The organism is Streptomyces zhihengii (genome assembly GCF_016919245.1).
Taxonomy (GTDB): domain Bacteria; phylum Actinomycetota; class Actinomycetes; order Streptomycetales; family Streptomycetaceae; genus Streptomyces; species Streptomyces zhihengii.
Genome location: NZ_JAFEJA010000001.1, coordinates 4759841 through 4778541, shown reverse-complemented (window position 1 = coordinate 4778541; position 18701 = coordinate 4759841). Strand labels below are relative to the sequence as shown.

Sequence of the window (18701 nt, the reverse complement as noted above, 5' to 3'; positions counted from 1 at the left end):
GTCAGCCCCCGAGCAGACCGATGACGGCGTGGGCGAGCTGCTCGGGCTGAGTCCACATCTGGCCGGCGGCCGCGAAAGAGGTGGAGGCGACGAAGGCCAGGTAGGTGGCGGGGCTGGCGGTGAGCTTGACGCGGCCTCCCCCGCGTACGCCGAGGACCAGGGCGAGGGAGAGGACGAGGGCAACTCCGCCGGCGCCGACGGTGCCGAACACGGCTGCGTCGACGGCGAGGGTCACGGTGGTCACAGGATGGCTCCGGGGGTGTGCAGGGCGAGGGCGATGAGGACGGTGGAGGCGGGGATGTGCAGGGCCCAATCGGCGGCCACGCGGATCTCGGGCGTGATCTGGCGCGCGATCCCAGCCGGGATGAGGCTGTGGGCCTTGGCGGCGGCGAACCAGCTCACGAGCCACAGGAGAACGGCGAATCCGGTGGCTCCGGGGCCGGCCTCCTCGAGGCGGCGGCCGATGAAGGGGCCGAGGCCGACGAGGTAGCCGAGGGTGCCGGCGGTCCCGCGGCGGATGGTCCACCGCTGGACGCGTTCGCGGAGCGTCGGCCCGGTGGGCTCGGCGGGCTGGACAAGGGTGATGTGGATGCCGGGCTCCGGTGCCGGGGCGGGCGGGGCGGTGAGCGTCGGGCGGGGCGGCAGGTGCCACCACGGCGCCCGCTCCCCCGGGCCCTTCGTGACGTCGTCGACCGTGGGCTGCTCCGCCTCGGGTACGGGTGCCGCCTGTGGTGCCGGAGGCAGCGCGGCGGCGGCCGCCGGTGCGGCAGGGCGACGGCGGGCGGCCAGCAGCTCGTCGAGCCAGTACGGGTCACGGTCCGCGGTCGGCACGGTGACGCTCACCGAGCTCTGGGCGGGCGGCAGGGGCTGGCCGTCGACCAGGACGCGCACGTAGTGCTGCGCGCGGCGCTCGTCCGCGTCGGGCACGGATCCGGGGGCGGGTGCGGGCGGTGGCGCAAGGTCGGCGGGCGGTGCGCCAGCGCGGCGGCGGAGCTGGCGCACGAGGTGGCGCAGCCGGGGTCCGCGTGCGCCGATCATGGCGCGCTCACGTCCTCGGTGCGCCGCTGTACGCCGATCATGGCGCGCGGGTAGTAGTCGGCGAACGCCTCGGCGTGCGCCAGGAGTACGACAGCCGTGGCGCGCAGGTCGTCGTACCAGCGCCGGGCGGTCTCATCGTCGGTGGGGGTGTGCGCCGGGTCTGCGCCATCTACGGCCTGAGCTGCGGCGCAGAGCTGGCGCATGGCCTCGTCGGTGTCCTTGGCGCGGCGCGCGAGGCGCTGCGCCCGCGTCTCCGTCGGTGGCGCAGGCGCGGCCAGGTCGCGCCTCACCATGTCCTTGGACAGGCCGAGGCGCGCCGAGATGGCGCGGTTGGACAGGCCCTGCTGCGCCAGGTGGCGCACGGTGGCGCGCCGGTGCGCCACCTCGGGCGGGACGGTGGCGCAGGGCTCGGTCGGTGTGGTCGTCACGAGGCTCCTCCGGGAGCGAGGTGGGGGGCCGGGCCCTGCGGGGGTGTCAGGGCCCGGCCCGGTCGGTGGGGTGTCAGCGGCGGCGGAAGAGGCCGCGTTCGCGGGCGCGGTCGCCGTCCTCCCACCGCTGGCCGGCGGCGGCCGCGCGGGCGGCGCCGCCGCGGTGGTGCGTGGCGCGGCGCTGGCGGCCGGCGCGGTCCGGGCGGGCCTTCCAGTCCGTGACCGGGGTGTCGGTGGCCGTCGCCTTGGGCTTCGGGCTGAGGGTGGGCCAGCGCATCAGAGGCCGGCGGCGGAGTCGCGGGCGCTGTTGAGGGTCCAGGCGTCGCCGCGGTCGGCGTTCGCTCGGGCCGGGGCGGCGGCCCGGTAGTCGGCGGCGCAGGCGCGGTGCAGCGCGGCGACGCGGTCCTCCTGGCTGGGCTGGGCGGGCTGCTGGTCGGTACGCTCCATGGCGGACCACTCCTTCGTCACGGTTGCGGGTGGTCTGGCCCCGGCCACATGGAGCGGTAACTCCGGCCGGGGCCTTCTGTGTTACTGATCCGAAGGTACGGAATAGTTGCGTCGGACGCAACTATTCAGAGAGGATGGGGCATGCCCGAAAGCAGGCGTCGGAAGGAGGAGCAGCGCACCATGCTCACGTTTGCGCAGGCAGCCGATCGTCTGGTCGCTGATCAGATCGTCCGCAGCATGACCCCCGAGGGACTGCGGAAGCTCGCGCGAACGGACCCTGAATGGCCGGTTGGGGCGGCGGACTACGGCACGGTCGCGGGAGCACGGACCCTGCCGTACGAGGCGCTGGTGACGTACATGAACACGCGGAGCAAGCGGCCGGGGCGGGGCCCGGACAGGGCACCGCGCCGAGCTGCTCCGCCCGCGACCGGGTAGCGCCCGCTCGATCCGCACAGGGCCCCGCCGTCACCACGGCGGGGCCTACTCGTGTGCTCATGCGGGCATGGCGGCGGCGTGCCAGGTGCGTGCGCACGGGCCGGTGCAGCGGGCGGTGGGCAGGGTGCCGTCGCCGTAGAGGCGGATCCGGCCGCCGCAGGTGCACGGCATGGCGAGGGTGGTGTGCCCGGCGCCGAGGCCAAGGGACTGGTCGATGCAGGCCTCCGCGTGGGCGGCGGCGCGGGCGATGCGCTGCCGCAGCGGGTCGGGGAGCGGATGGAACGGGCCGCGGGCACCGGTCACGCGACCCAGCAGCCACAGGGCGGCGTCCCGGCCGGTCGCCGGGTGGCGGCCGGTGACCGGGTGGGCGTAGCGCCACCGGCGGACGTCGGTGGCGTCGGCCTGGGCGGCGGCGACCCGGCGGGCGTGGTCCTCCCACACGAGGCGCTGCGCCCTGGTCGTGGCGTACGCGGCGCGGCGCGGCCGGGGCGGGGAGATCGGGGGGCGCTGCACCATGGCGGCGGTGGTGTCGGCGAGCTCCAGGAGGCCGGCCTCGATCAGGGCGATGGTGCCGATGAGGTCGAGGCGGAGCGGGACGGGGCGCCGGCCGATCTGCGCCGGGTCGCGCTCCAGTGCGCGCAGGGCCTCGGCGCGCCAGGTGCGGGCCTCAAGCTCCTCCTCGTCCCCGGACTGGGCGAGGTACTGGCGCAGGGTGAGCGGGGGCCACGCGTGCTGCCGTGCGTCCTGTACGGCCTCGGTCAGCGGCGCCCAGGCGCGGGCAATGCCGAGGAGAGCGGCGGACGTCTCAGTGCTGGTGATCATGGCGTGACTCCCTGGGCGTTGGTGCTGGGTGGTGGGGTGCGCCCTTGGCCGTGGCGGCCCGGGCGCACCCCGTGGTGCTGTGCGGCTACGGGGTGGGGGTACGGGAGCCGCGGGGGATGACGGCCAGGGCGCGGGCCCGGGCCAGGCGCTCGGGCGTGACGCCGTACGGACGGAAGCGCCCGCACATGCCGCACTCCCCGTAGTCGCGGCGTCCGATGACGGGCACGTCGCAGGTGCAGGTGTCGTGCGCGTTGCTGATCGCGGAGCAGTCCCGGTGATAGAGGCCGGGTTCGCCGCGCCACCAGCGGCCGCGCGGGCCGTTCCACTGGTGGCTGATGTTGACCGCGTCACCCCGGCGGGATCGGCCCTTGCACCAGGCGCAGCGGGTCAACAGGTGCCGGCGCAGGGCCTGCAGGGGCGGGAGCTGGATCCGCCAGTGGTGGACGTGCAGGCGCCAGCCGCGGCGCCATCGCCATGTGCCGTCGCGGCGCTGGACCCGGCGGCCGCAGACGGTGAGGCCGTCGCGGCCGCCGGGCTCGCGGTGCCACACGACCACCAGCGCCGGGAAGTAGAACTCGCGGCCGGCCAGGGTCCAGAACGGGGTGTAGCTGGAGGCCTTCCACCAGGGGAGGGCGCGCGGGCGGTGGGGCGGGTCCTCGGCGCACCACGTACCGCAGGTGTGGTGGAGGCGGATACGCCAGCGCACCGACGGGTCGCCGGCGGCGGGCCTCTGGGCGGGCCCGGGCCAGGGGCGGCGGATGTGAAACGCGACGGTCAACGGGTCATGCACGGTGGCCTCCGGTCGTAGCGGTGCCGATCAGGGCGGGCGGCAGGCAGCCGCCGGTCAGGCAGGTGGCGGTCCCGTCGTCGACGAGGTGGACGTGGGCGCCGCCGTCGGCGAGCTCCCGGGCGGCGGCCAGGGCCGGGTCGACGGCGCGGTGGGTGGTGGAGGCGTAGGGGTCGATCACGTCGGGTCTCCAGACGGGGTCATGTCGTCGGTCAGGGCGGTCATGAGCTCCTGCAGGGCGGCGTACCGGTCGGGCTGGGCGGCCCACTGCTCGACGAGCTGCTGCAGGGCGGGGCCGGCGGGCGTCGCCCACTCGACCCGGGCGCCGGCGAATCCGCGGGCGAGGTCCTCGGCCGTCGGCGCGCCGACGGTGAGGCCGTACAGGGGGTCCTCGGAGAGGAGGCAGCGGCCGTCCGGCCAGACGAGGCCCTCGAGGACGGCCCCGTGCGGCATGTACAGGCGCAGGCCTCGGACGTAGACAGGCGGGCGGGACATCAGCGTTCGTCCTTCGGTCAGGCGGCGTGCTCGGCGGCGGCCGCGGCGGTGCGGGCTTCGTGCTGGCGGCTGACGGCCAGGGCGAGGGTGAGGGCGGCCGAGTAGGCGCAGATCGCCGGCGGCCAGACGGCGGCCGCGGCGCAGGTGATCGATACGGCCAGGGCGACGACGGCCCCGACGTAGGTCAGGACGTACCGGGTGTCCGACCCACGCGGCGCCACCAGGCGCAGCCGCATCACGTCCGCTCCCCCGTCGGGGTGGGCAGGCTGTCGAGCGCGTCACCGAGCTGGTGCGCGAGGCCGCGCCAGCCGGAGGCCTGCGCCGGGTCCGACTGCTGGCGGGCGTCGGCCGCGACCAGGAGCGCGTCGACGAGGGTGACGGCGGACGCGATGCCGCCGGGGAGAACGAGGTGAGTGGCCATCAGCGGCGGCCTGCGGGCGGGTTGGGCATGAGGGTCCTGTCTGCGGTGGGCGGTGTGCGGGATGAGCGGTGCCGGGTGCCGGGTGACGCCCGGGCGGGCGGTGTCGAGGAGCGCACGGAGCGCGGCGACGGTCACGGCGAGACCGTGATCTTGTGGAGCGGTACGGCGCAGCCGAGTTGGCGGTGGAGCTCGCGGAGCCGGGCCATGGCCTGGGCGTCGCGGCGGGAGAGGCGCCGGCGGGTGACGGCGGGCAGCGCCTGCCAGCAGTCCAGGCACACGTATTTGCCGGGGCTCTTGGGCGCGGCGCAGGACGGGCAGGGACCGTGTGACATGGTCGGGACCTCCAGGGTGGGCAGGGGGGTGATGTGCCAGCCGGCGCCCCGGAGACCGGCGACGACGGCATGGCCGATGGCGACGTACTCGCCGTGCTGCAGCGGGCCCGTCAGAGCCCGGGCGGTCACGTAGTCCTCGGCCTCCGCCGCGACCACCGCGGCGATCGCGTCCGGGACGGTGACCGCCGGACGGGCGCTCACCGCGGCCGCCAGTGGCCCGGGCGCACGCCCTGCCGGGCACGGGCCCCGGAGCGGGAGCTCCGCCGGGCGGGCGGCCGGGTGCAGGTGGCGAAGTGTGGGCGGGCGAGCCACTCGGCGTGTTCGAGGACGGGCCGCTCCCGGGTGAGCCCACGGGACCGGAGCCGGCCGGTGCCGTCGTAGTACGCCGCGGTGTTGCCGTCGGCGGCCGGGTCCGCATCCACGGGCAGCCGCTTCCCGGCAGCCGTGACGGTCCACCGGATCCGCGCACCGCAGCTCTCGCATGTCTGCACGTCGTGCTCACTGAGCATCAGGTCCTCCTGCGTCGTCGTAGGCGGCGAGGGCGCGCCAGCCGTAGAGGTAGGTGGCGTGGGCGCGGCCGTACTGGGCGACGGCGGCGCGGATGGTGTCGGGTCCGGCGGCGGCCCGGAGCGCGGCGAGCTGCCCGCGGGTGAGCTCCGGCGGGATCGGCCCGGGCGGAAGCGCCGGGGGTGGCGCGGCCGCGGGGGCCGGGATGGGTGGCTGCTCCTCGGCGGCCGCCGGCGCCTGCGGCTCGCCGGGCGGCGGGGTGAGGGCGAGGTCTGCGCACACGCCGCAGGCCTGGCCGCTGTGCCAGATCACGCCGTCCTCGCACGCGTCGAGACCGCAGCCGCGCCGTGGCAGGCCTGCGCCGAGGATCCAGCGGCCGCCGTCGCGCACCGGGGTGGTGCAGGCGTAGCGCCGCTGCAGCCGGTCGGTGATCCGGGCAATGCCGACGCCGGCGGCGAGCTGGCGGGAGATCTCCCGCTCGATCCGGGCGAGCACGAACCCGCGCTCGTCGCCGTCGAGGAGATGCCGCACAGGGGCCAGGACCGACCAGGCACGGGCGGACAGCGTCGGAGCCGATCCGTCAGCCGGGCCTCCGCTGCAGGCGCCGCTTGTACCCCGGCGCCGACCGGACCGGAACGTGTCCGGGGCCGAGTTGTCCACAGGCTCCCCCGCTACAACCGGTAGACGCCTGACGGCGGATCCCACGGCTGAGCTGGGCGAGTAGTCGGGTCGGTCAGTAGGCCGGTCTTCCTCACAGGGGGACCCGTCATGATCGTCGGGGGCCGATCCGTCACGGATGTCAGGGCATACGTCGGCCGCCTTGGCGGGCACCCGCGTTCGCGCGGGCGCGGCCGGGACGACCACCACGGTGGCGGCCGCCGGGGCGGGCACAGCGTGCAGCGGGCTGGGGTTGGCCTCGTAGGCGTGGCGGCCGCGCGGGCCCTGCCGGTGGTGGACGGTGATCCAGCCGGTCGCGGCGAGCTCCTCGAGGAGGCGGGCCGTCTGCCGCGCGGTGAGCGTCTCGCCCTGGTGGTCGCCGGACTCGTGGCGCAGGTGGTCGGCGAGCTCCCGCACGGTCAGCGGCATGCGCCGGGCCTGCGCGTAGGCGATAGCTGCGTACAGGCGCAGCAGGCGGGGCCGCAGGACGTCCGCGGCCCGGACCGGGATCCAGACGAACAGCTCGCCGCCGGCATCGGTGTCGAGGGGGCGGACGGTGCGGTGGGCGGACTCGCCGGTGCCGTCCGGCAGAGTCTTGCGGGTGGTGATGACCTCGGTGATGCCGTCGACCGGGTCGGGGTTCTGCAGGTCGCGCAGGCCGCGCTCGATCTCCGAGGCGGACGTGTTCAACCAGCCCGCGATCGTGACGACCTTGGCGCGGCAGCCGGCGGGGCGGAGCGAGAGCGCTGCGATCTTGATGTAGGTGCGCAGGGCCGCGTCGCGGTACTGCGCACCTACAACCAGGCGCAGAGGAACACAGATACGGAGCCCGCCGCCGGCACGCGGGCGTGCCCCGGCGGCCGCGGGCGCGGCTGCGTGGGGGCGCGCCGGTGCAGCACCGGTGGGTGCTGCGTGCGCGACGGCGGCGGACATGGCGTGGGTCTCCCGGGGTGGGTCAGTCGGCGTAGGTGAGGTGGCGGTCGTAGTCGGCGCACACGCAGGTGCAGGTGTGGGACCGGCCGCAGGGGCAGTCCTCGCAGCAGTAGTGCGTGCCGCAGTCGCGGCAGAGGGTGCGGCCGCAGTCTTCGCAGTCGTCCATGGCAGTGGGTCTCCTGGTCAGGCCGTACGGCCGGGGCGGGTGCGGGGGAAGGGGTTGGCGGGGATCGTGGTGAACGCCTGGTGTGGGGCGAGGTGCCGGGACCGGATCGCGAGGGCGACGGCCTGGGTGCGTGTCGTGGCGCCGTAGTGGGCGCAGACGTCCTTGGCATGGCGCCGGGCGGTGGACTCGGAGCAGCCGGCGTGGCGGCCGATGTCCTGCATCGTGCGACCGGCCGCGATGCACAGCAGCACCAGCCCCAGAGGCCCGACAGGCCGGGGCAGCGGCACATCGGCGGCCGCCGGGAGCCACCCGCGCTGAACGGCGAGGGGGATCAGGGCGTTCCGTCCTGGGACCTTGTACTGACGGCACAGGGCGGCGATGTAGCACTGCAGCGTGCCCACTGCGATGCCGAGGTCTGCGGCAAGCTCGGCGTCAGTGCGGCCGTCGGCGAGGCCGGCCATGATCCGGGCGCGCGTCGAGGGCCCGATGCTCACTCCTCGCCTCCGGCGGCCGGGGTGGTGAGGCGGGGCAGGTACGCGGCGGGGATGGTGAGGGTGAGGTGGCGGCGCGGGACGCCGTCCGGGCGCAGGGCGCGGCGGCTGCGCTGGAGCCAGCAGCGTTGGCGGAGCATGCCGAGGGCGAGGCCGATCTCCGCGCCGGACAGGCCCGTTGCTGGGATCAGGTCGCTGGCGGTGGGCTGCTTGTCGTCGGGGATCTGTCCGGTGTCCGGGTCGGCGAGGGTCGCGAGGGCTGCGGCGACCAGGCGCACGTTCGGGCGGAGGCTGGAGCTGTCCGCGCCGGCGTACCAGGTGGACAGGAACGAGCCGTCGGGGAGGCTGGTCAGCATCCGGGCCAGGGCCTCGGAGACGCACGGCGCGGGTGCGGGCCTGGCGGGGCGCTGCGCGAGGTCACGCGGCGTCGGGATCGGGCGCGGGGTCGGGGTCGTCATGGTTCTCCTCTTGGTCGAGGTCGCGCTGGTTGAGGTAGTTGCCGGGGGGCCAGCCGGGGCCGGGCGGGATCTCCGGCAGGCCCCGGCGGGCGCGGGGGGTGTGCAGGTCGCAGAACCGGCCGCCCGGGAACAGCCGGGGCAGGCCGCCGGCGTGCGGCTCAACCGGGTGTTCGCACTGCGGCGGGTCGGGGTCGGGAGCGCCGGTCACTGGTCGATGTCGGCGGGGGTGTCGCAGTGCTCGCACCGCATGCGGCCGTCGGCGTCGGGGTGATGAACCGTGTGCATGTGCCCGCACACGGGGGTGTGGCAGGGCAGATAGACCTGCCCGGGGTCGGCGAGCTCGGCGACAAGGGCCGCCCGCAGGCGGGCCGTTCGGCGCTCGCTCACCACCAGGGCGACGGCGCCCTGCCCCCACCGCCACGCGGCGAGGAGCAGCAGGCCGGCGACCACGGCCACCACGCACGCGACGGCCAGGAGGACGGCGAGGACGAGGTAGGCGACGACGTCAGGCACGAGGACCTCCCACACGCGGGCCTCCCACACGTGGATCTCCCAGGACGACGAGGACCAGGGCGACCGCCGGGGCGGCCCGCAAGGCCCCCTGCAAGGCGGCCTGCGCTGCCTTGCGGACCAGGCGCACGACGGGCGGCACGATCCGGAACACGACGATGACGAGGCCGATCCACGCGGCGGCGGAGACGGCTACCGTCCATCGGACGTCGCCGCTCACCGTGCTGGCCTCCGCCCTTGGGGTGGGGCGGCGGGCTCACGGAGCGACGCGAGGCCCTCGAGGTACCCGGCCTCCTCGGCCGGACGGGCGGGGAGGTGACGGATACGCAGCCACTCGGCCTCCGTGTCCCGGCCGTTCCGTGTGTCGAACAGCGCCCGGTGGAACCCGTGGGCGAAGGCTTCCGGGTCACCAGCGGTCAGGCTGTGGTGGCGGGTGAGTGCCCGCTCCAGCGCGGTCACCACGTCGCCTCGGGGTCGTAGGCGGCCGGGAGGTCGATGGCGACGACGTGGTAGCCGGTGGTTTCCTTGCCCTTGCCGAAGGTGGCGACCAGCTCGGCGACGCCGTCCTCCTCGTCCGTGATCCAGTCCGGTACGGGCGGGGTGCCGCCCGGGTGCTCGGCGGCGAGCTCGGCCTCGCAGTGTGCGCGGGCGCCGGCCTCGGTGCCGTACCAGCCCATGGGGGCGGGCGCGTGGTCGTACCGGGTGAGGTAGGCGCGAAGGGGGTGGCCGAGCCAGGACGCGACGCGGGCGCGGGTGTCGGCGTCGAGGACCAGGACGACAGGGCGGCCGTCCTGCGCGGCCGCGAGGATGCGCAGGGCCTCGTCGCCGTCCGGCGTGGACTCCGGGTCGGCCATCTCGAACCGGTCGACCACCAGCGGTGCGGGAGTGGACTCGCCCGTACGCGACGCGCTGTCGCGGGTGTCCTTCTCCAGCACGGTGGCGGCCGCGGCCGCGCGGTCGGTGTCGGCCATCTCCATGCCGATGCGCTGCAGGGCGATCTGCGCGCACCACGGCGAGCAGCGGTAGCGAGAGGGCTCGGTGCTGCCGGCGATGTCGACGAGGATCCAGCCCTGGGGCGGGATGTCGTCGTGGCCGTAGGTGCCGCAGTGCGGGGTGGTGCAGCGGCCGTCCTCGGTGAGGCAGCCTGAGCACACGTCGATCCCGTGGCGGTTGGGGACCCAGGAGCAGCCGCCGTCGCAGGCGTGGTCCTCGGTGCACTGGCACCGGTCGCACGACCGCACCAGGCTGTGTCCGGCCAGCGCGCGCATCGCGCCGTCGCGCTGCATCTGCAGGACCAGCCGTGCAACCAGCGTGGTCTCCCACGCGTGCTGCAACTCCTCGACGCGGGCGTGGGCGCGCTCGACGGCAGCCTGCGTGCCGTGGAGCCGGGTGTAGAGGTCGCGGACCTCGCCGGGGGTCTGGAGACACCCGGCGGTCTCCAGCAGGGTGGCGACGTGGTGGGCGTCCTTGCCGGACTGGACGGCGCTGCGGATCACGGCCTCGGCGCCGGTGATACGGGAATCGCTCACCGCGCACCCCCGAGCAGGCGGGAACCACCGCGCAAGCGGGCACCCCCGCGCAGGTGGGGGCGGGCGGCGCGGCCGGGGAGCGCCCGGCGCGCCGCGGCGTGAGCCCGCACGGTCTTGCGGGTCGCGAGGGTCGCCGGGTCGGTGGCCGGCAGCGTGGCCACCGCGGTGGTGGTCGAGGCCGGGGAGCGGAGCACGGGCCGGACCGGAACCGGGGGCGGGACCTCGTCGGAGCCGTCGGCCAGGGCGCCCAGGACGGAGTGGACCAGCGCGATGTCCGGGGGCCTTACGGCGGGGACGGCGCTGAGCGGGCCGCGCCGGGTGACGAGTTGGTCCAGCGGCAGCAGCGTGTCGCCGCCCGGGACCTCCGGGCGGCCGAGGCGCTCCATGACGGGGACGCCGTCGGGGGTGAACGTGCGGTCCCAGAACCAGTGAGCCCCGACGCTGTCCTCCCGCACGCGGGTGAGGTCGATCTCAACGCCCGGGTCGATACCGGGGACCGCGCCGAGCATGTAGGTGTGGGCCCCCATCAGGCACCACCCGTCCCGGCCGGGCCGGTGACGCCGGCGGTCTCGTCGCTGGCGAGGGTGCCGCACTTCACCGTGACGCCCCGCACGATGGCGTTCGCCTCCAGCCAGTGGGACCCCTCGCCGAACAGGCAGGAGACCAGGCACGGCTCGACGTGGAACCGGGCGGCGAACTCGCGGACCAGCTCACCGGAGCACGTCATCACGACGTGGCAGGTGCCGCCCCGCTCGGTGCTGATCCGGATGTGGCCCGGGGTGCCGCCCTGCAGCGCGCTGAGGACGTCCTCGACGGCGGCCAGGGCGTGCATCATGCGGTCACGCGGGTCCGGGGTGTGGCGTACGTCGCTGGTCTGCACGGTGATCGTGCCGGTGGGAGGGGTCGGAGTCGTCATCACGCGGTCACCTCGGCCCCGGCCTCGTCCGCCGGCGTCTCGGCCATGAGCCCGGCCCACTCGGAGGCGGTGTAGAGGAGGCTGACCCCGGCCAGGGAGATGCTGACTCCGTCACGCTCGTAACGCTCGATGGAGCCCTTGACGGTTCTGGTCCCACCATCGCGACCGACGAAGGGGAGGTCTGAGGTGGTCAGCGTGATCTGCAGGTAGGCGGCCCAGGCACGGGCGCCGTCGACGTCGTGAGCCTGCAGCATGATGCGCGGGCCGCGGTGATCGTCGCCGAGTCCGGTATGCACGCTGACCAGGGCGGGCAGGTCGCCGGCCTCGGCGAGGAGCTGCGTGAGGGCGCTGCTGATGGCGGCCGCGTCGCGGTGCATACGGCCGAGCGCGTCGATGGCGAGAGCGGCCGTACGGCCGGGGTCGCTAGTGTGTGTGCTCAACGGTGAGCCTCGTTTCTCGAGTGATGAGGTGGGCCGGAGGGGTCGCCAGGGACCGGCCAGGGTCCGGGCGGCCCCGTTCGTGTTGTCAGGCGCCGTGCTTGGTCTCGGTGATCGGGCGCACCTCATACGAGGCGGCGATCTCCCGGACGTGCGCGAGGGTGAAGGTGATGCGGCCGCCGGCCTGGCTGTGGGGGACTCTGCGCTTGACGGCCATGTCGCGGAGCGTGCGGCCGGCCATGGGCAGCCAGCCGTGATCAGCGACCTGGTACGGCGTGTAGTGGACGAGCTCAGCCGGGTCGGTGCCGCTGTCGTCGACGGGCGGGATGGGCCGGAGTGCTGTCGTCATGGTGATGTCTCTCCTCTCGGTGATGTCGGTGGTGGACACCTCGAGGGCGGCGGCGATCGCACGGAGCTTGTCGTCAGCGGGTCTGTGTACGAGCCCTCTCTCCAGCCGGGAGAGGTAGCCGCGATCGAGACCAACCAGCCGGGACAGAGCACGCAGGCTCATTTTTCGATCCTGCCTGATGCGCCGTATTGCAATCCCATTCGGTGTCACGCGTCATAGTGAAGCCCACGAATGGAGCGTTGGCAAGCGCTATGCGTCGTAATCGAGCGCATCGACACTGTCGCGCACGGCCGGGACCCGGCTAGTGCGTACGCCCCGGCGTGCTCCCGATGCTCCGTTTCGGAGAGCGGTGCGGCCGATTCCTGGCTGTCGCGGTTGCATGGGATGCGGCATCATGTGCGTTATGGATCGAGACTGGGCGCGGCTAGGGCAACGGCTCAAGGCCGCTCGCGAGGCTCGCGGACTCGAGCAGCAGGCGGTGGCCGCCGCTATCGGCGTTGGCCGGGGAGCGCTGCTGCGTATCGAGCGCGGCCAGGTTTCGCGCATCAGCCCGACGATCCGCGCGTATGCCACAGAGGTGGGCTGGACTGCCGACTCACCCGAGGCCGTCCTCGTTGGTGGGGAGCCGACGATGGCGGAGCCGGAGGAGTCAGGCAACTCTCAGTCTCCGAGCCTTGGCGTGGCCAGCGTGGCTCCAGAGCTGGTCAGCGAGTTGCCGTGGCGGATCAGGGCGGCTCTCGCGGACGGGCCGCTGATCGATACCGCGGTCATCGATCTGCCGGCGGGCGATGACGAGGACTCCGACGCGAAGATGGTCGTCATCGTGCGCGGACGCGGCGAGCTGACGCCGGATCAGATGCGGCGGGCGCTGCTGCGGTGGGAGCAGACGGAGGCTGAGCTCCGGAACACCGACCACCGAGAGTGATCGTGAATGTTTAGTAAGTGAGCATCTTCTCTCCCAAATGCGCCGTATGTGTGGTTGCATGGCTCTCCTGTTACTGGAGGTGCCGCCGCTCGGAGCCAGCGTCTGGGGAGACCGGTGCGGATAGAGATCGTGTGCGTCAAGTCAATGCCCGCCGGTGCACTCGCGTGGCTGCGGCCACGCGGGACGGGGTGGGTGCTGTACATCGTTGAGGACCTGCTCACGTGCCTCGACGGAAGGGTCCCGGGGGTGGGACCGGTGGAAATCACGGTCCGCTGGCACCCCTGACAGTGGAAGGGGCGGAGCCATGGCTAGAAGAGAGAAGCGTGTGAGCCGTTCAGGCGAGGTGTCCTGGCGGGTGCGCTTCACCAATCCGGATGGGTCGATGGACTCCGAGGCGGGCTTCCTCACGGCGGAGGAGGCCCGGGAGTACGCGCAGGAGGAAGACGCTCTGAGTCCGGGGCCGGCGGACGCCTCGGTCCGTTGGCACCCCTGATCGCGGAAGGGGCGGAGGCATGGCCTGGGCAGAGAAGCGTGTGAGTACGGCGAAGGGTCGCAAGGGGGAAGTCTCCTGGCGGGTGCGCTTCACCAACGCGCAGGGGAGGCCCGACTCCGAGTCAGGCTTCCCGACGAAGAAGACGGCGCTGGAGTACGGGCGGAAGCAGGAGGCCCTACTCAAGGCAGGGCAGAGACAGATGCGCCCCACGGAGGCGGCCGCGTTCGGCACCTTTGCCCGGCAGTACATGAAGGACCGGCAGAAGCGCGGCAGGACGAACAGCCGGCGGTGGGACTACCTCGAGAGCTACCTGCTCCCCCGCTGGGAGTCGACGGACATGCGGGCGATCACGTGGTACGACGTGGACACCTGGCAGCTGAAGCTCCCGTGCGACGACGTCACCCGTGGCCACATCGTGTCCCTGCTGTCGACCATCATCACGGCCGCGGTCGACTCCAAGAAGGTCGACGTGAACCCCATCTATGGGCGCCGGCGGACGAAGCCGGCCGTCGAGCTGGTGCCGGCGCCGGGCACCAGGGCCGGGAACAAGGCGGCCCGGGCGCGGCGCAAGCAGTCGGTGTGGACGGGCGACGGGGTGCGTCCCGAGGACGTCTTCCTGCTCGCCGAGCGCCTCGGCCCGGCGAACGGCGCTCACGTCCTGACCGTCGCCTTCACCGGGCTGCGGTGGGGCGAGAGCCTCGGGCTGCATCGGGACAACGCGTTGCGGCGCCGGCGGCAGCCGTGGGGCGCCGGCGTCTTCGAGTGCCCGATGATCTCGGTCGTGGAGGAAATCGCGGAGTACGAGCAGCGCGACGACGAGGGCCGGAAGCTGGGGACGTTCATCGGCCTCGAGCCGACGAAGACGGACGGCGAAACAAGGGACGTTGATGTGCCGCTGTCGCTGGCGCGCCTGCTGGAACGCCATCTGTGGGACTGGCCGCACGAGCGGACGTTCTGCACGCCCTCGGGCAAGCCCTGGCGCCGCGGGAACTGGGGTCGCACACTCAGGCCGGCGGCCGATGGGCGGGATGAGCGGGAGAGGCGCCAGGGCGTCTCACACCGGGAGGCGTGGGAACCGATCTGCCCGGGCGTCGACATGCGCGCGCTGCGCCACCTGCACGACACCCTGCAGGCGGAGATCGACGTTGCCGAGCCGCTCGCGTTCGAGGCGATGGGGCACCGGCGCCCTGGCATCAAGAGGGTGTACCAGCATGTGACGCCGGAGATGCGGCAGCATCGGCTCGACGGCCTGGAGGGGGTCTGGCAGCGGGCGATGCGCAACGTCGGGCTCCCGACGCTGTGGTCCCGCTCCGTCCTCCTAAAATCCTCCCAAAAGATCACTGAGGCCCCCGGGCTGAGGCCTGCACCCCAGGTCAGAGACGGTGGCAGGGTGGCATGAGAGCCGCTCTCCTAAAGCGGGTGTCGCAGGTTCGAATCCTGCCGGGGGCACACGAGGGAAGGGCATCCAGCGATCTCGCTGGATGCCCTTTCGCGTTCAGGGAAGGGGGCGTTCGTGACCGCATCGGATGCCGGTGAGGTGGACGCGCTCGTGCGCGCCGCGCGCGACATGCTGCGGCGGGGCTCGCCCGTTGACGCGTTCGTCGGGCTGGTGCCGGCCGCCGGGGCGCGGGGTGCGCTGGTGGCCGTTCGGGAGGCGCTCGGGATGTCGCGGGCGGAGGCGGGGGAGCCGTGGTGGTTCGGCGGGGTGGAGGATCTGGAGGCGGGCGAGGAGCGGTTCGCGGGGGAGTTGCTCGAGGCGCACGGTGCGTTCGACGTGCCCCGGGCGGTGAGCGCGCGGGGTGCGGAGGCGCGGCGGTGGATGGAGGCCGCCATGCGGGCTTCCGGAGGCATCGCCAGTGGCCGGGCGGTCGGGGTGATCCGGGCGCTGAAGGCGGGGTGGCTCGACAAGGCGTTCGTCGGGCTCGCCGCGGTCGGGCCGCGGTCCGGGGGTGACGCTGCCGTGTTCTGGCGGAGTCTTGTGGCGGCGGGCGAACTCCTCGTCGAGGACGGCGCGGACGTCGGGGAGGCGCTGGAGCGGTGCAGGCGCGGGGCCTGACGGCCGGGGTGGAACTGGAGGGCCTGCTGGCCGGGGTGGAACTGGAGGCCTGCCGGGCAGGCCCCGGACCGGTGGTCCGGGGCCTGGGGGGTGCAGGGGTCAGAAGACGGTCTTGAACGTGGTGTCGGACCGCAGGTGAAGCGTTTCCGGGGTGCCGAAGGGGCGGTCCACGGAGCCGGTGGCGTGGTAGGAGCGGGAGCCGGAGGGGCCGATCGCGTGGAGGTCGCGGCGGCCGTCCCCGTTCTTGTCGCCGAAGGCGGTGAGGTGGCTGAACTGCTGCCAGCCGCCGCCGACCCGGCGGCGGGCGGTGAAGGTGCCGTCGCCCTTGCCGAGGTACATCCACAGGGTGCCGGAGGTGTCGCGGGCCAGGAGGTCGCCGCCGGTGGCGCCGGCGATGTTGCCCGGGGCGGTGAGGAGGTTGTAGACGCCCCAGCCGCCGCCGACCTTCTTGCGGGGCTTGAAGGGGGCGTCGGCGTCACCGGTGGCGGCGTAGAACCACAGGACGCCGGAGGTGTCGGTGGCGAGGAGGTCGCCCCGGCCGTCGCCGTTCAGGTCGGAGCCGGCGGTGATCTTGTTGTAGACCTGCCAGCCGCCGCCGACCTTGGTGCGCGGGAGCAGCGTCTGCCCCTCGCCCCGGTGAAGCCAGAGGACGCCGTCGCGGTCGCGGCCGACGACGTCGTCCGCCGCGGAGCCGCCGAGGTCGCCCGGGGCGGCCATCAGCGTGTACGTGTTCCAGCCGGTGCCCAGGGTGGTCGGGGCCAGCTCGTCGCCCGCCAGCATGTGGCGCAGTTCCTTGGTGTCGTACGCGGCCAGCCCGCCCGCGCTGTCGCGGACGAGCACGTCCGGGGACCCGTTGGCGTCGTAGTCGCGCGGTAGGAAGGGACGCTTCAGCACGAGGCTGCCCGTCCGCTCGACGCCCGGCCCGACGTTCTCCGTCTCCTTGGCCGTCATCGTCCAGGTGTACGCCCCGCTGTAGTCCGCCGGGTCCCACCAGCCGCCGTCGCTGTTCAGGGTGAAGCGGTACTCGGGCTGCGAACCGGTGGAGTACCCGAAGGTCCGCTGCCGGCCGGTGGCGGTGTGCGTCAGCGTGAACGTGATCGACACGGAGTGGTTGAAGCCGAAGACGACGGTCGCCCAGTCGTCCTCCTCGTCGAAGTCGAGGACGGACGGCACCGCCTGGCGCGTCACGGTGAGGTCCGCGAGGCGTCCGCCGTCCGCCACGAGCTCGGCTCGGGGCGCTCCGTCATCGCCGACGGAGACACGGTAGATCCCGTCCTGGCGCGCGAGGTTGCCCCGCACGAGGAAGGTTCCGTCGGCAGCGACCTTCACCTCGTCCGCGCGGTCGAGGACGCGCAGGTTCCGGCCGTCCTTCAGGGAGTGGAGGAGGAGTGGCCGTCCGGAGGCCCTGCTGGTGTTCAGGAGCGCCAGCCAGTCCTTCGACAGGGCCGGTGGGCGACCGCCGACGCCCTCGGGCAGGATCCGGGACGTGCCCGTGGTGCGGTCGAGCACGTGGAAGTGCCCGCCGTCGTCCGCGGGCGTGTAGTCGTACCAGGTCAGATGTGTCGGCGACCCGGCCACGGCCTCGAACCCCAGCACGCTGTTGTCGGACTCGACGGTCGCGACCGCCGAGGCGGTGGCGACGTCCACCAGGGACAGGAGCGCCCCGCCACCGGTCACCGCAGTGAACGTGCCCTCTCCGAAGGTCTCGACCCGTGAGGGGCCGGGGAGGCCGGTCACCGCGCGGCAGACGATCTCGTCCCCCGCCCTGTGCACCAGATGGATCCCGTCGCCGTCCGTCGTCACCAGCGTCGAGCCCACGACGCCCGCGAGCGTGCCGGGGGTCGTGATGACGACCGGTTCGGCGCCGGTGCCCATGTCGTACAGGGTGTACGTGCCGTTCTCCTCGGCCCGCACGATCGTGTCGGTGCCGGCGGCGCCGTAGTAGCGGGAGCCGGGCAGCGGGGTGACCGTGCCGTCGTACCCGGTCCAGAAGTACGGCGTCGCGGTGGTGCCCGCCTTCGCGAGGAAGCCGGTCGGCCCGGCGCTGAGGAGCGTGCCGCCCGCCGGGAACGGTGCGACGTCCCGCACCGCGGCGGGAGCGGCGGAGGCCGCGGCGGTGGCGGGCGTGGCGGAGGCGGCGGAGGCCGTGGGGGTGGCGAGTGTGCCGGCGGCCGTGGCGGCCAGAGCGACGGTGACGGCTGCGGTCAGCCGGAACCGGTTGGTGCGGACGCGGGCGCGCGACATGCGGTGGGGCCTCCTCGGAAGGGTCCTGCGGGTGCGGCGGAGAAGGCCGCACCCGCAAGACCCCGGAGAGGGGCGGACGGTTGTACGCCGCGGGGCCACGGCGCCGGGGAGTCGGGGAGTCGGGCCGGAACGTGTGGCGTGGCCCGTGGAGTCTCCGGTGTCAGCCGCTCAGTCCCAGCTCACCCACGCGCACCCCGGCCTGGAAGCGTGAGTCCGCGTCGAGGGCGGCCAGAAGTTCGGCGACCCGGCGGCGGTAGGTACGGAGGGACATGCCCAGCTCTCGGGCGGCCGTCTCGTCGGTGGCGCCCGATGCCAGCGTGCGCAGCACCCTCCGGCCGCCGTCGTCGAGGTGGGGATGCTCGCCCCGGAGGAAGGCTCCGAGATCGGTGGCCGCCTCCCACGCGGCCGTGAACAACGTGTGCACTCCGCCGACCAGGTTGGGCTCGGTGGTCACGGTGTACTCCCGGCCTCCGGGAAGGTGCGGGCCGGCGAGGATCGCGTACCGGCGGTCGATGACGATCGTCTCGTGCGGGAGGGCGGTGGCGGCGATCCGCACCTGCGCGCCCATGGCCACGACCTCCTTCAGGTGCGCGCGGCTGCGCTCGTCGGCCAGCGCGGACGGGCTGAACAGCTTGCGGACCTGCTGGGTACCGCCGTTCCGCATGCGCTCGCGAGCGGCTTCCCGGGCACCGGGGCGGGGCCAGGTGCCGACATCACGGGCGGCGCACACAAGTTCCTCACGGACCGAGGAGAACAGGTGCCCGGCGCGGGCGAGGAGTTCCAGGTCGCCACGGATCGTCAGGGTCTCTGCCACGCCCTCATCCT

At 73.9% G+C, this 18701-nt stretch carries 31 protein-coding genes; 4 read left to right on the top strand and 27 right to left on the bottom strand.

The genetic code is table 11. From position 1 onward, the window contains the following. Position 1: 1 nt before the first annotated feature. From JE024_RS20175 to JE024_RS20055, 25 genes are all read right to left on the bottom strand, one after another. Positions 2-244 carry a hypothetical protein gene (locus tag JE024_RS20175; RefSeq protein ID WP_205374921.1) on the bottom strand — a complete coding sequence of 81 codons (243 nt, stop codon included), beginning with the start codon at positions 242-244 and terminating at the stop codon, positions 2-4. Beyond that, the gene (locus JE024_RS20170; RefSeq protein ID WP_205376778.1) at positions 241-1038 is read right to left on the bottom strand and encodes a hypothetical protein; all 798 of its coding nucleotides are present in this window, start codon (positions 1036-1038) and stop codon (positions 241-243) included. The genes JE024_RS20175 and JE024_RS20170 overlap by 4 nt, the downstream gene beginning before the upstream one ends. Beyond that, the gene (locus JE024_RS20165) at positions 1035-1466 is read right to left on the bottom strand and encodes a hypothetical protein (protein ID WP_205374920.1); all 432 of its coding nucleotides are present in this window, start codon (positions 1464-1466) and stop codon (positions 1035-1037) included. The genes JE024_RS20170 and JE024_RS20165 overlap by 4 nt, the downstream gene beginning before the upstream one ends. A 73-nt stretch (positions 1467-1539) precedes the next feature. Next, entirely contained in the window at positions 1540-1743 is a 204-nt protein-coding gene (locus tag JE024_RS20160; RefSeq protein ID WP_205374919.1) for a hypothetical protein, read from the bottom strand. After that, entirely contained in the window at positions 1743-1913 is a 171-nt protein-coding gene (locus JE024_RS20155) for a hypothetical protein (RefSeq protein WP_205374918.1), read from the bottom strand. Before JE024_RS20155 ends, JE024_RS20160 begins: the two co-directional genes overlap by 1 nt. A 492-nt stretch (positions 1914-2405) precedes the next feature. After that, on the bottom strand, positions 2406-3170 hold the full coding sequence (locus tag JE024_RS20150; protein WP_205374917.1) for a hypothetical protein: 765 nt from the start codon (positions 3168-3170) through the stop codon (positions 2406-2408). Between the two features lie 85 nt (positions 3171-3255). After that, complete coding sequence (locus JE024_RS20145; protein WP_205374916.1) at positions 3256-3948, bottom strand: hypothetical protein; 693 nt, start codon at positions 3946-3948, stop codon at positions 3256-3258. Positions 3949-3952: 4 nt separating this feature from the next. Further along, positions 3953-4138 carry a hypothetical protein gene (locus JE024_RS20140; protein WP_205374915.1) on the bottom strand — a complete coding sequence of 62 codons (186 nt, stop codon included), beginning with the start codon at positions 4136-4138 and terminating at the stop codon, positions 3953-3955. Continuing rightward, positions 4135-4452 (bottom strand): hypothetical protein, encoded by a 318-nt coding sequence (locus JE024_RS20135; protein WP_205374914.1) that lies wholly within the window; start codon positions 4450-4452, stop codon positions 4135-4137. The genes JE024_RS20140 and JE024_RS20135 overlap by 4 nt, the downstream gene beginning before the upstream one ends. A gap of 17 nt (positions 4453-4469) precedes the next feature. Continuing rightward, positions 4470-4688, bottom strand: a complete 219-nt coding sequence (locus tag JE024_RS20130) for a hypothetical protein (RefSeq protein WP_205374913.1) — start codon at positions 4686-4688, stop codon at positions 4470-4472. Further along, a complete protein-coding gene (locus JE024_RS20125) occupies positions 4688-5008 on the bottom strand; it encodes a hypothetical protein (protein WP_205374912.1) in 321 nt (106 codons plus the stop codon). Before JE024_RS20125 ends, JE024_RS20130 begins: the two co-directional genes overlap by 1 nt. Further along, positions 5005-5406: a hypothetical protein gene (locus JE024_RS41185; protein WP_244882997.1), complete on the bottom strand. Its 402-nt coding sequence runs from the start codon at positions 5404-5406 to the stop codon at positions 5005-5007. The genes JE024_RS20125 and JE024_RS41185 overlap by 4 nt, the downstream gene beginning before the upstream one ends. Further along, positions 5403-5714 carry a hypothetical protein gene (locus JE024_RS20115; protein ID WP_205374911.1) on the bottom strand — a complete coding sequence of 104 codons (312 nt, stop codon included), beginning with the start codon at positions 5712-5714 and terminating at the stop codon, positions 5403-5405. The genes JE024_RS41185 and JE024_RS20115 overlap by 4 nt, the downstream gene beginning before the upstream one ends. Further along, positions 5704-7302 carry a hypothetical protein gene (locus JE024_RS20110; RefSeq protein ID WP_205374910.1) on the bottom strand — a complete coding sequence of 533 codons (1599 nt, stop codon included), beginning with the start codon at positions 7300-7302 and terminating at the stop codon, positions 5704-5706. Before JE024_RS20110 ends, JE024_RS20115 begins: the two co-directional genes overlap by 11 nt. A gap of 22 nt (positions 7303-7324) precedes the next feature. Then, entirely contained in the window at positions 7325-7468 is a 144-nt protein-coding gene (locus JE024_RS20105) for a hypothetical protein (protein ID WP_205374909.1), read from the bottom strand. A gap of 17 nt (positions 7469-7485) precedes the next feature. Further along, complete coding sequence (locus JE024_RS20100; protein WP_205374908.1) at positions 7486-7962, bottom strand: helix-turn-helix domain-containing protein; 477 nt, start codon at positions 7960-7962, stop codon at positions 7486-7488. After that, positions 7959-8417, bottom strand: coding sequence for a hypothetical protein (locus tag JE024_RS20095; protein WP_205374907.1), 459 nt, complete (start codon positions 8415-8417; stop codon positions 7959-7961). Before JE024_RS20095 ends, JE024_RS20100 begins: the two co-directional genes overlap by 4 nt. Next, positions 8377-8625: a hypothetical protein gene (locus JE024_RS20090; protein WP_205376777.1), complete on the bottom strand. Its 249-nt coding sequence runs from the start codon at positions 8623-8625 to the stop codon at positions 8377-8379. Before JE024_RS20090 ends, JE024_RS20095 begins: the two co-directional genes overlap by 41 nt. Next, entirely contained in the window at positions 8622-8930 is a 309-nt protein-coding gene (locus JE024_RS20085) for a hypothetical protein (RefSeq protein WP_205374906.1), read from the bottom strand. The genes JE024_RS20090 and JE024_RS20085 overlap by 4 nt, the downstream gene beginning before the upstream one ends. 213 nt (positions 8931-9143) lie before the next feature. Beyond that, positions 9144-9386 (bottom strand): hypothetical protein, encoded by a 243-nt coding sequence (locus JE024_RS20080; protein ID WP_205374905.1) that lies wholly within the window; start codon positions 9384-9386, stop codon positions 9144-9146. After that, positions 9383-10456 carry a hypothetical protein gene (locus JE024_RS20075; protein WP_205374904.1) on the bottom strand — a complete coding sequence of 358 codons (1074 nt, stop codon included), beginning with the start codon at positions 10454-10456 and terminating at the stop codon, positions 9383-9385. The genes JE024_RS20080 and JE024_RS20075 overlap by 4 nt, the downstream gene beginning before the upstream one ends. After that, complete coding sequence (locus JE024_RS20070; RefSeq protein WP_205374903.1) at positions 10453-10983, bottom strand: phiSA1p31-related protein; 531 nt, start codon at positions 10981-10983, stop codon at positions 10453-10455. Before JE024_RS20070 ends, JE024_RS20075 begins: the two co-directional genes overlap by 4 nt. Continuing rightward, the gene (locus tag JE024_RS20065; RefSeq protein WP_205374902.1) at positions 10983-11372 is read right to left on the bottom strand and encodes a hypothetical protein; all 390 of its coding nucleotides are present in this window, start codon (positions 11370-11372) and stop codon (positions 10983-10985) included. Before JE024_RS20065 ends, JE024_RS20070 begins: the two co-directional genes overlap by 1 nt. Continuing rightward, positions 11372-11812 (bottom strand): hypothetical protein, encoded by a 441-nt coding sequence (locus JE024_RS20060; protein WP_205374901.1) that lies wholly within the window; start codon positions 11810-11812, stop codon positions 11372-11374. Before JE024_RS20060 ends, JE024_RS20065 begins: the two co-directional genes overlap by 1 nt. 85 nt (positions 11813-11897) lie before the next feature. Continuing rightward, positions 11898-12368: a helix-turn-helix domain-containing protein gene (locus JE024_RS20055; protein ID WP_280521564.1), complete on the bottom strand. Its 471-nt coding sequence runs from the start codon at positions 12366-12368 to the stop codon at positions 11898-11900. 193 nt (positions 12369-12561) lie between these two features. On the opposite strand from JE024_RS20055, the gene JE024_RS20050 reads away from it, so the two are divergent. From JE024_RS20050 to JE024_RS20035, 4 genes are all read left to right on the top strand, one after another. Then, positions 12562-13083, top strand: a complete 522-nt coding sequence (locus JE024_RS20050) for a helix-turn-helix domain-containing protein (RefSeq protein WP_205374899.1) — start codon at positions 12562-12564, stop codon at positions 13081-13083. A 325-nt stretch (positions 13084-13408) separates the two neighbouring features. Beyond that, a complete protein-coding gene (locus JE024_RS20045) occupies positions 13409-13576 on the top strand; it encodes a hypothetical protein (RefSeq protein ID WP_205374898.1) in 168 nt (55 codons plus the stop codon). A 19-nt stretch (positions 13577-13595) separates the two neighbouring features. Continuing rightward, positions 13596-14975, top strand: a complete 1380-nt coding sequence (locus tag JE024_RS20040; protein WP_205374897.1) for a site-specific integrase — start codon at positions 13596-13598, stop codon at positions 14973-14975. 114 nt (positions 14976-15089) lie between these two features. After that, entirely contained in the window at positions 15090-15632 is a 543-nt protein-coding gene (locus JE024_RS20035) for a hypothetical protein (protein WP_205374896.1), read from the top strand. A 99-nt stretch (positions 15633-15731) separates the two neighbouring features. On the opposite strand, the gene JE024_RS20030 is transcribed toward JE024_RS20035, so the two are convergent. Then, entirely contained in the window at positions 15732-17876 is a 2145-nt protein-coding gene (locus tag JE024_RS20030; RefSeq protein WP_205374895.1) for an FG-GAP repeat domain-containing protein, read from the bottom strand. Positions 17877-18036: 160 nt separating this feature from the next. After that, positions 18037-18690: a helix-turn-helix domain-containing protein gene (locus JE024_RS20025; RefSeq protein WP_205374894.1), complete on the bottom strand. Its 654-nt coding sequence runs from the start codon at positions 18688-18690 to the stop codon at positions 18037-18039. Positions 18691-18701 lie beyond the last annotated feature (11 nt).

Coding starts and splice junctions, on each gene's coding strand:
- JE024_RS20170 (WP_205376778.1), bottom strand. CDS start 1,038: ATGATCGGCGCACGCGGACCCCGGCTGCGCCACCTCGTGCGCCAGCTC.
- JE024_RS20135 (WP_205374914.1), bottom strand. CDS start 4,452: ATGTCCCGCCCGCCTGTCTACGTCCGAGGCCTGCGCCTGTACATGCCG.
- JE024_RS20130 (WP_205374913.1), bottom strand. CDS start 4,688: ATGCGGCTGCGCCTGGTGGCGCCGCGTGGGTCGGACACCCGGTACGTC.
- JE024_RS20110 (WP_205374910.1), bottom strand. CDS start 7,302: ATGTCCGCCGCCGTCGCGCACGCAGCACCCACCGGTGCTGCACCGGCG.
- JE024_RS20030 (WP_205374895.1), bottom strand. CDS start 17,876: ATGTCGCGCGCCCGCGTCCGCACCAACCGGTTCCGGCTGACCGCAGCC.
- JE024_RS20065 (WP_205374902.1), bottom strand. CDS start 11,372: ATGACGACTCCGACCCCTCCCACCGGCACGATCACCGTGCAGACCAGC.
- JE024_RS20095 (WP_205374907.1), bottom strand. CDS start 8,417: ATGACGACCCCGACCCCGCGCCCGATCCCGACGCCGCGTGACCTCGCG.
- JE024_RS20115 (WP_205374911.1), bottom strand. CDS start 5,714: ATGCTCAGTGAGCACGACGTGCAGACATGCGAGAGCTGCGGTGCGCGG.
- JE024_RS20160 (WP_205374919.1), bottom strand. CDS start 1,743: ATGCGCTGGCCCACCCTCAGCCCGAAGCCCAAGGCGACGGCCACCGAC.
- JE024_RS20150 (WP_205374917.1), bottom strand. CDS start 3,170: ATGATCACCAGCACTGAGACGTCCGCCGCTCTCCTCGGCATTGCCCGC.
- JE024_RS20040 (WP_205374897.1), top strand. CDS start 13,596: ATGGCCTGGGCAGAGAAGCGTGTGAGTACGGCGAAGGGTCGCAAGGGG.
- JE024_RS20105 (WP_205374909.1), bottom strand. CDS start 7,468: ATGGACGACTGCGAAGACTGCGGCCGCACCCTCTGCCGCGACTGCGGC.
- JE024_RS20050 (WP_205374899.1), top strand. CDS start 12,562: ATGGATCGAGACTGGGCGCGGCTAGGGCAACGGCTCAAGGCCGCTCGC.
- JE024_RS20070 (WP_205374903.1), bottom strand. CDS start 10,983: ATGGGGGCCCACACCTACATGCTCGGCGCGGTCCCCGGTATCGACCCG.
- JE024_RS20155 (WP_205374918.1), bottom strand. CDS start 1,913: ATGGAGCGTACCGACCAGCAGCCCGCCCAGCCCAGCCAGGAGGACCGC.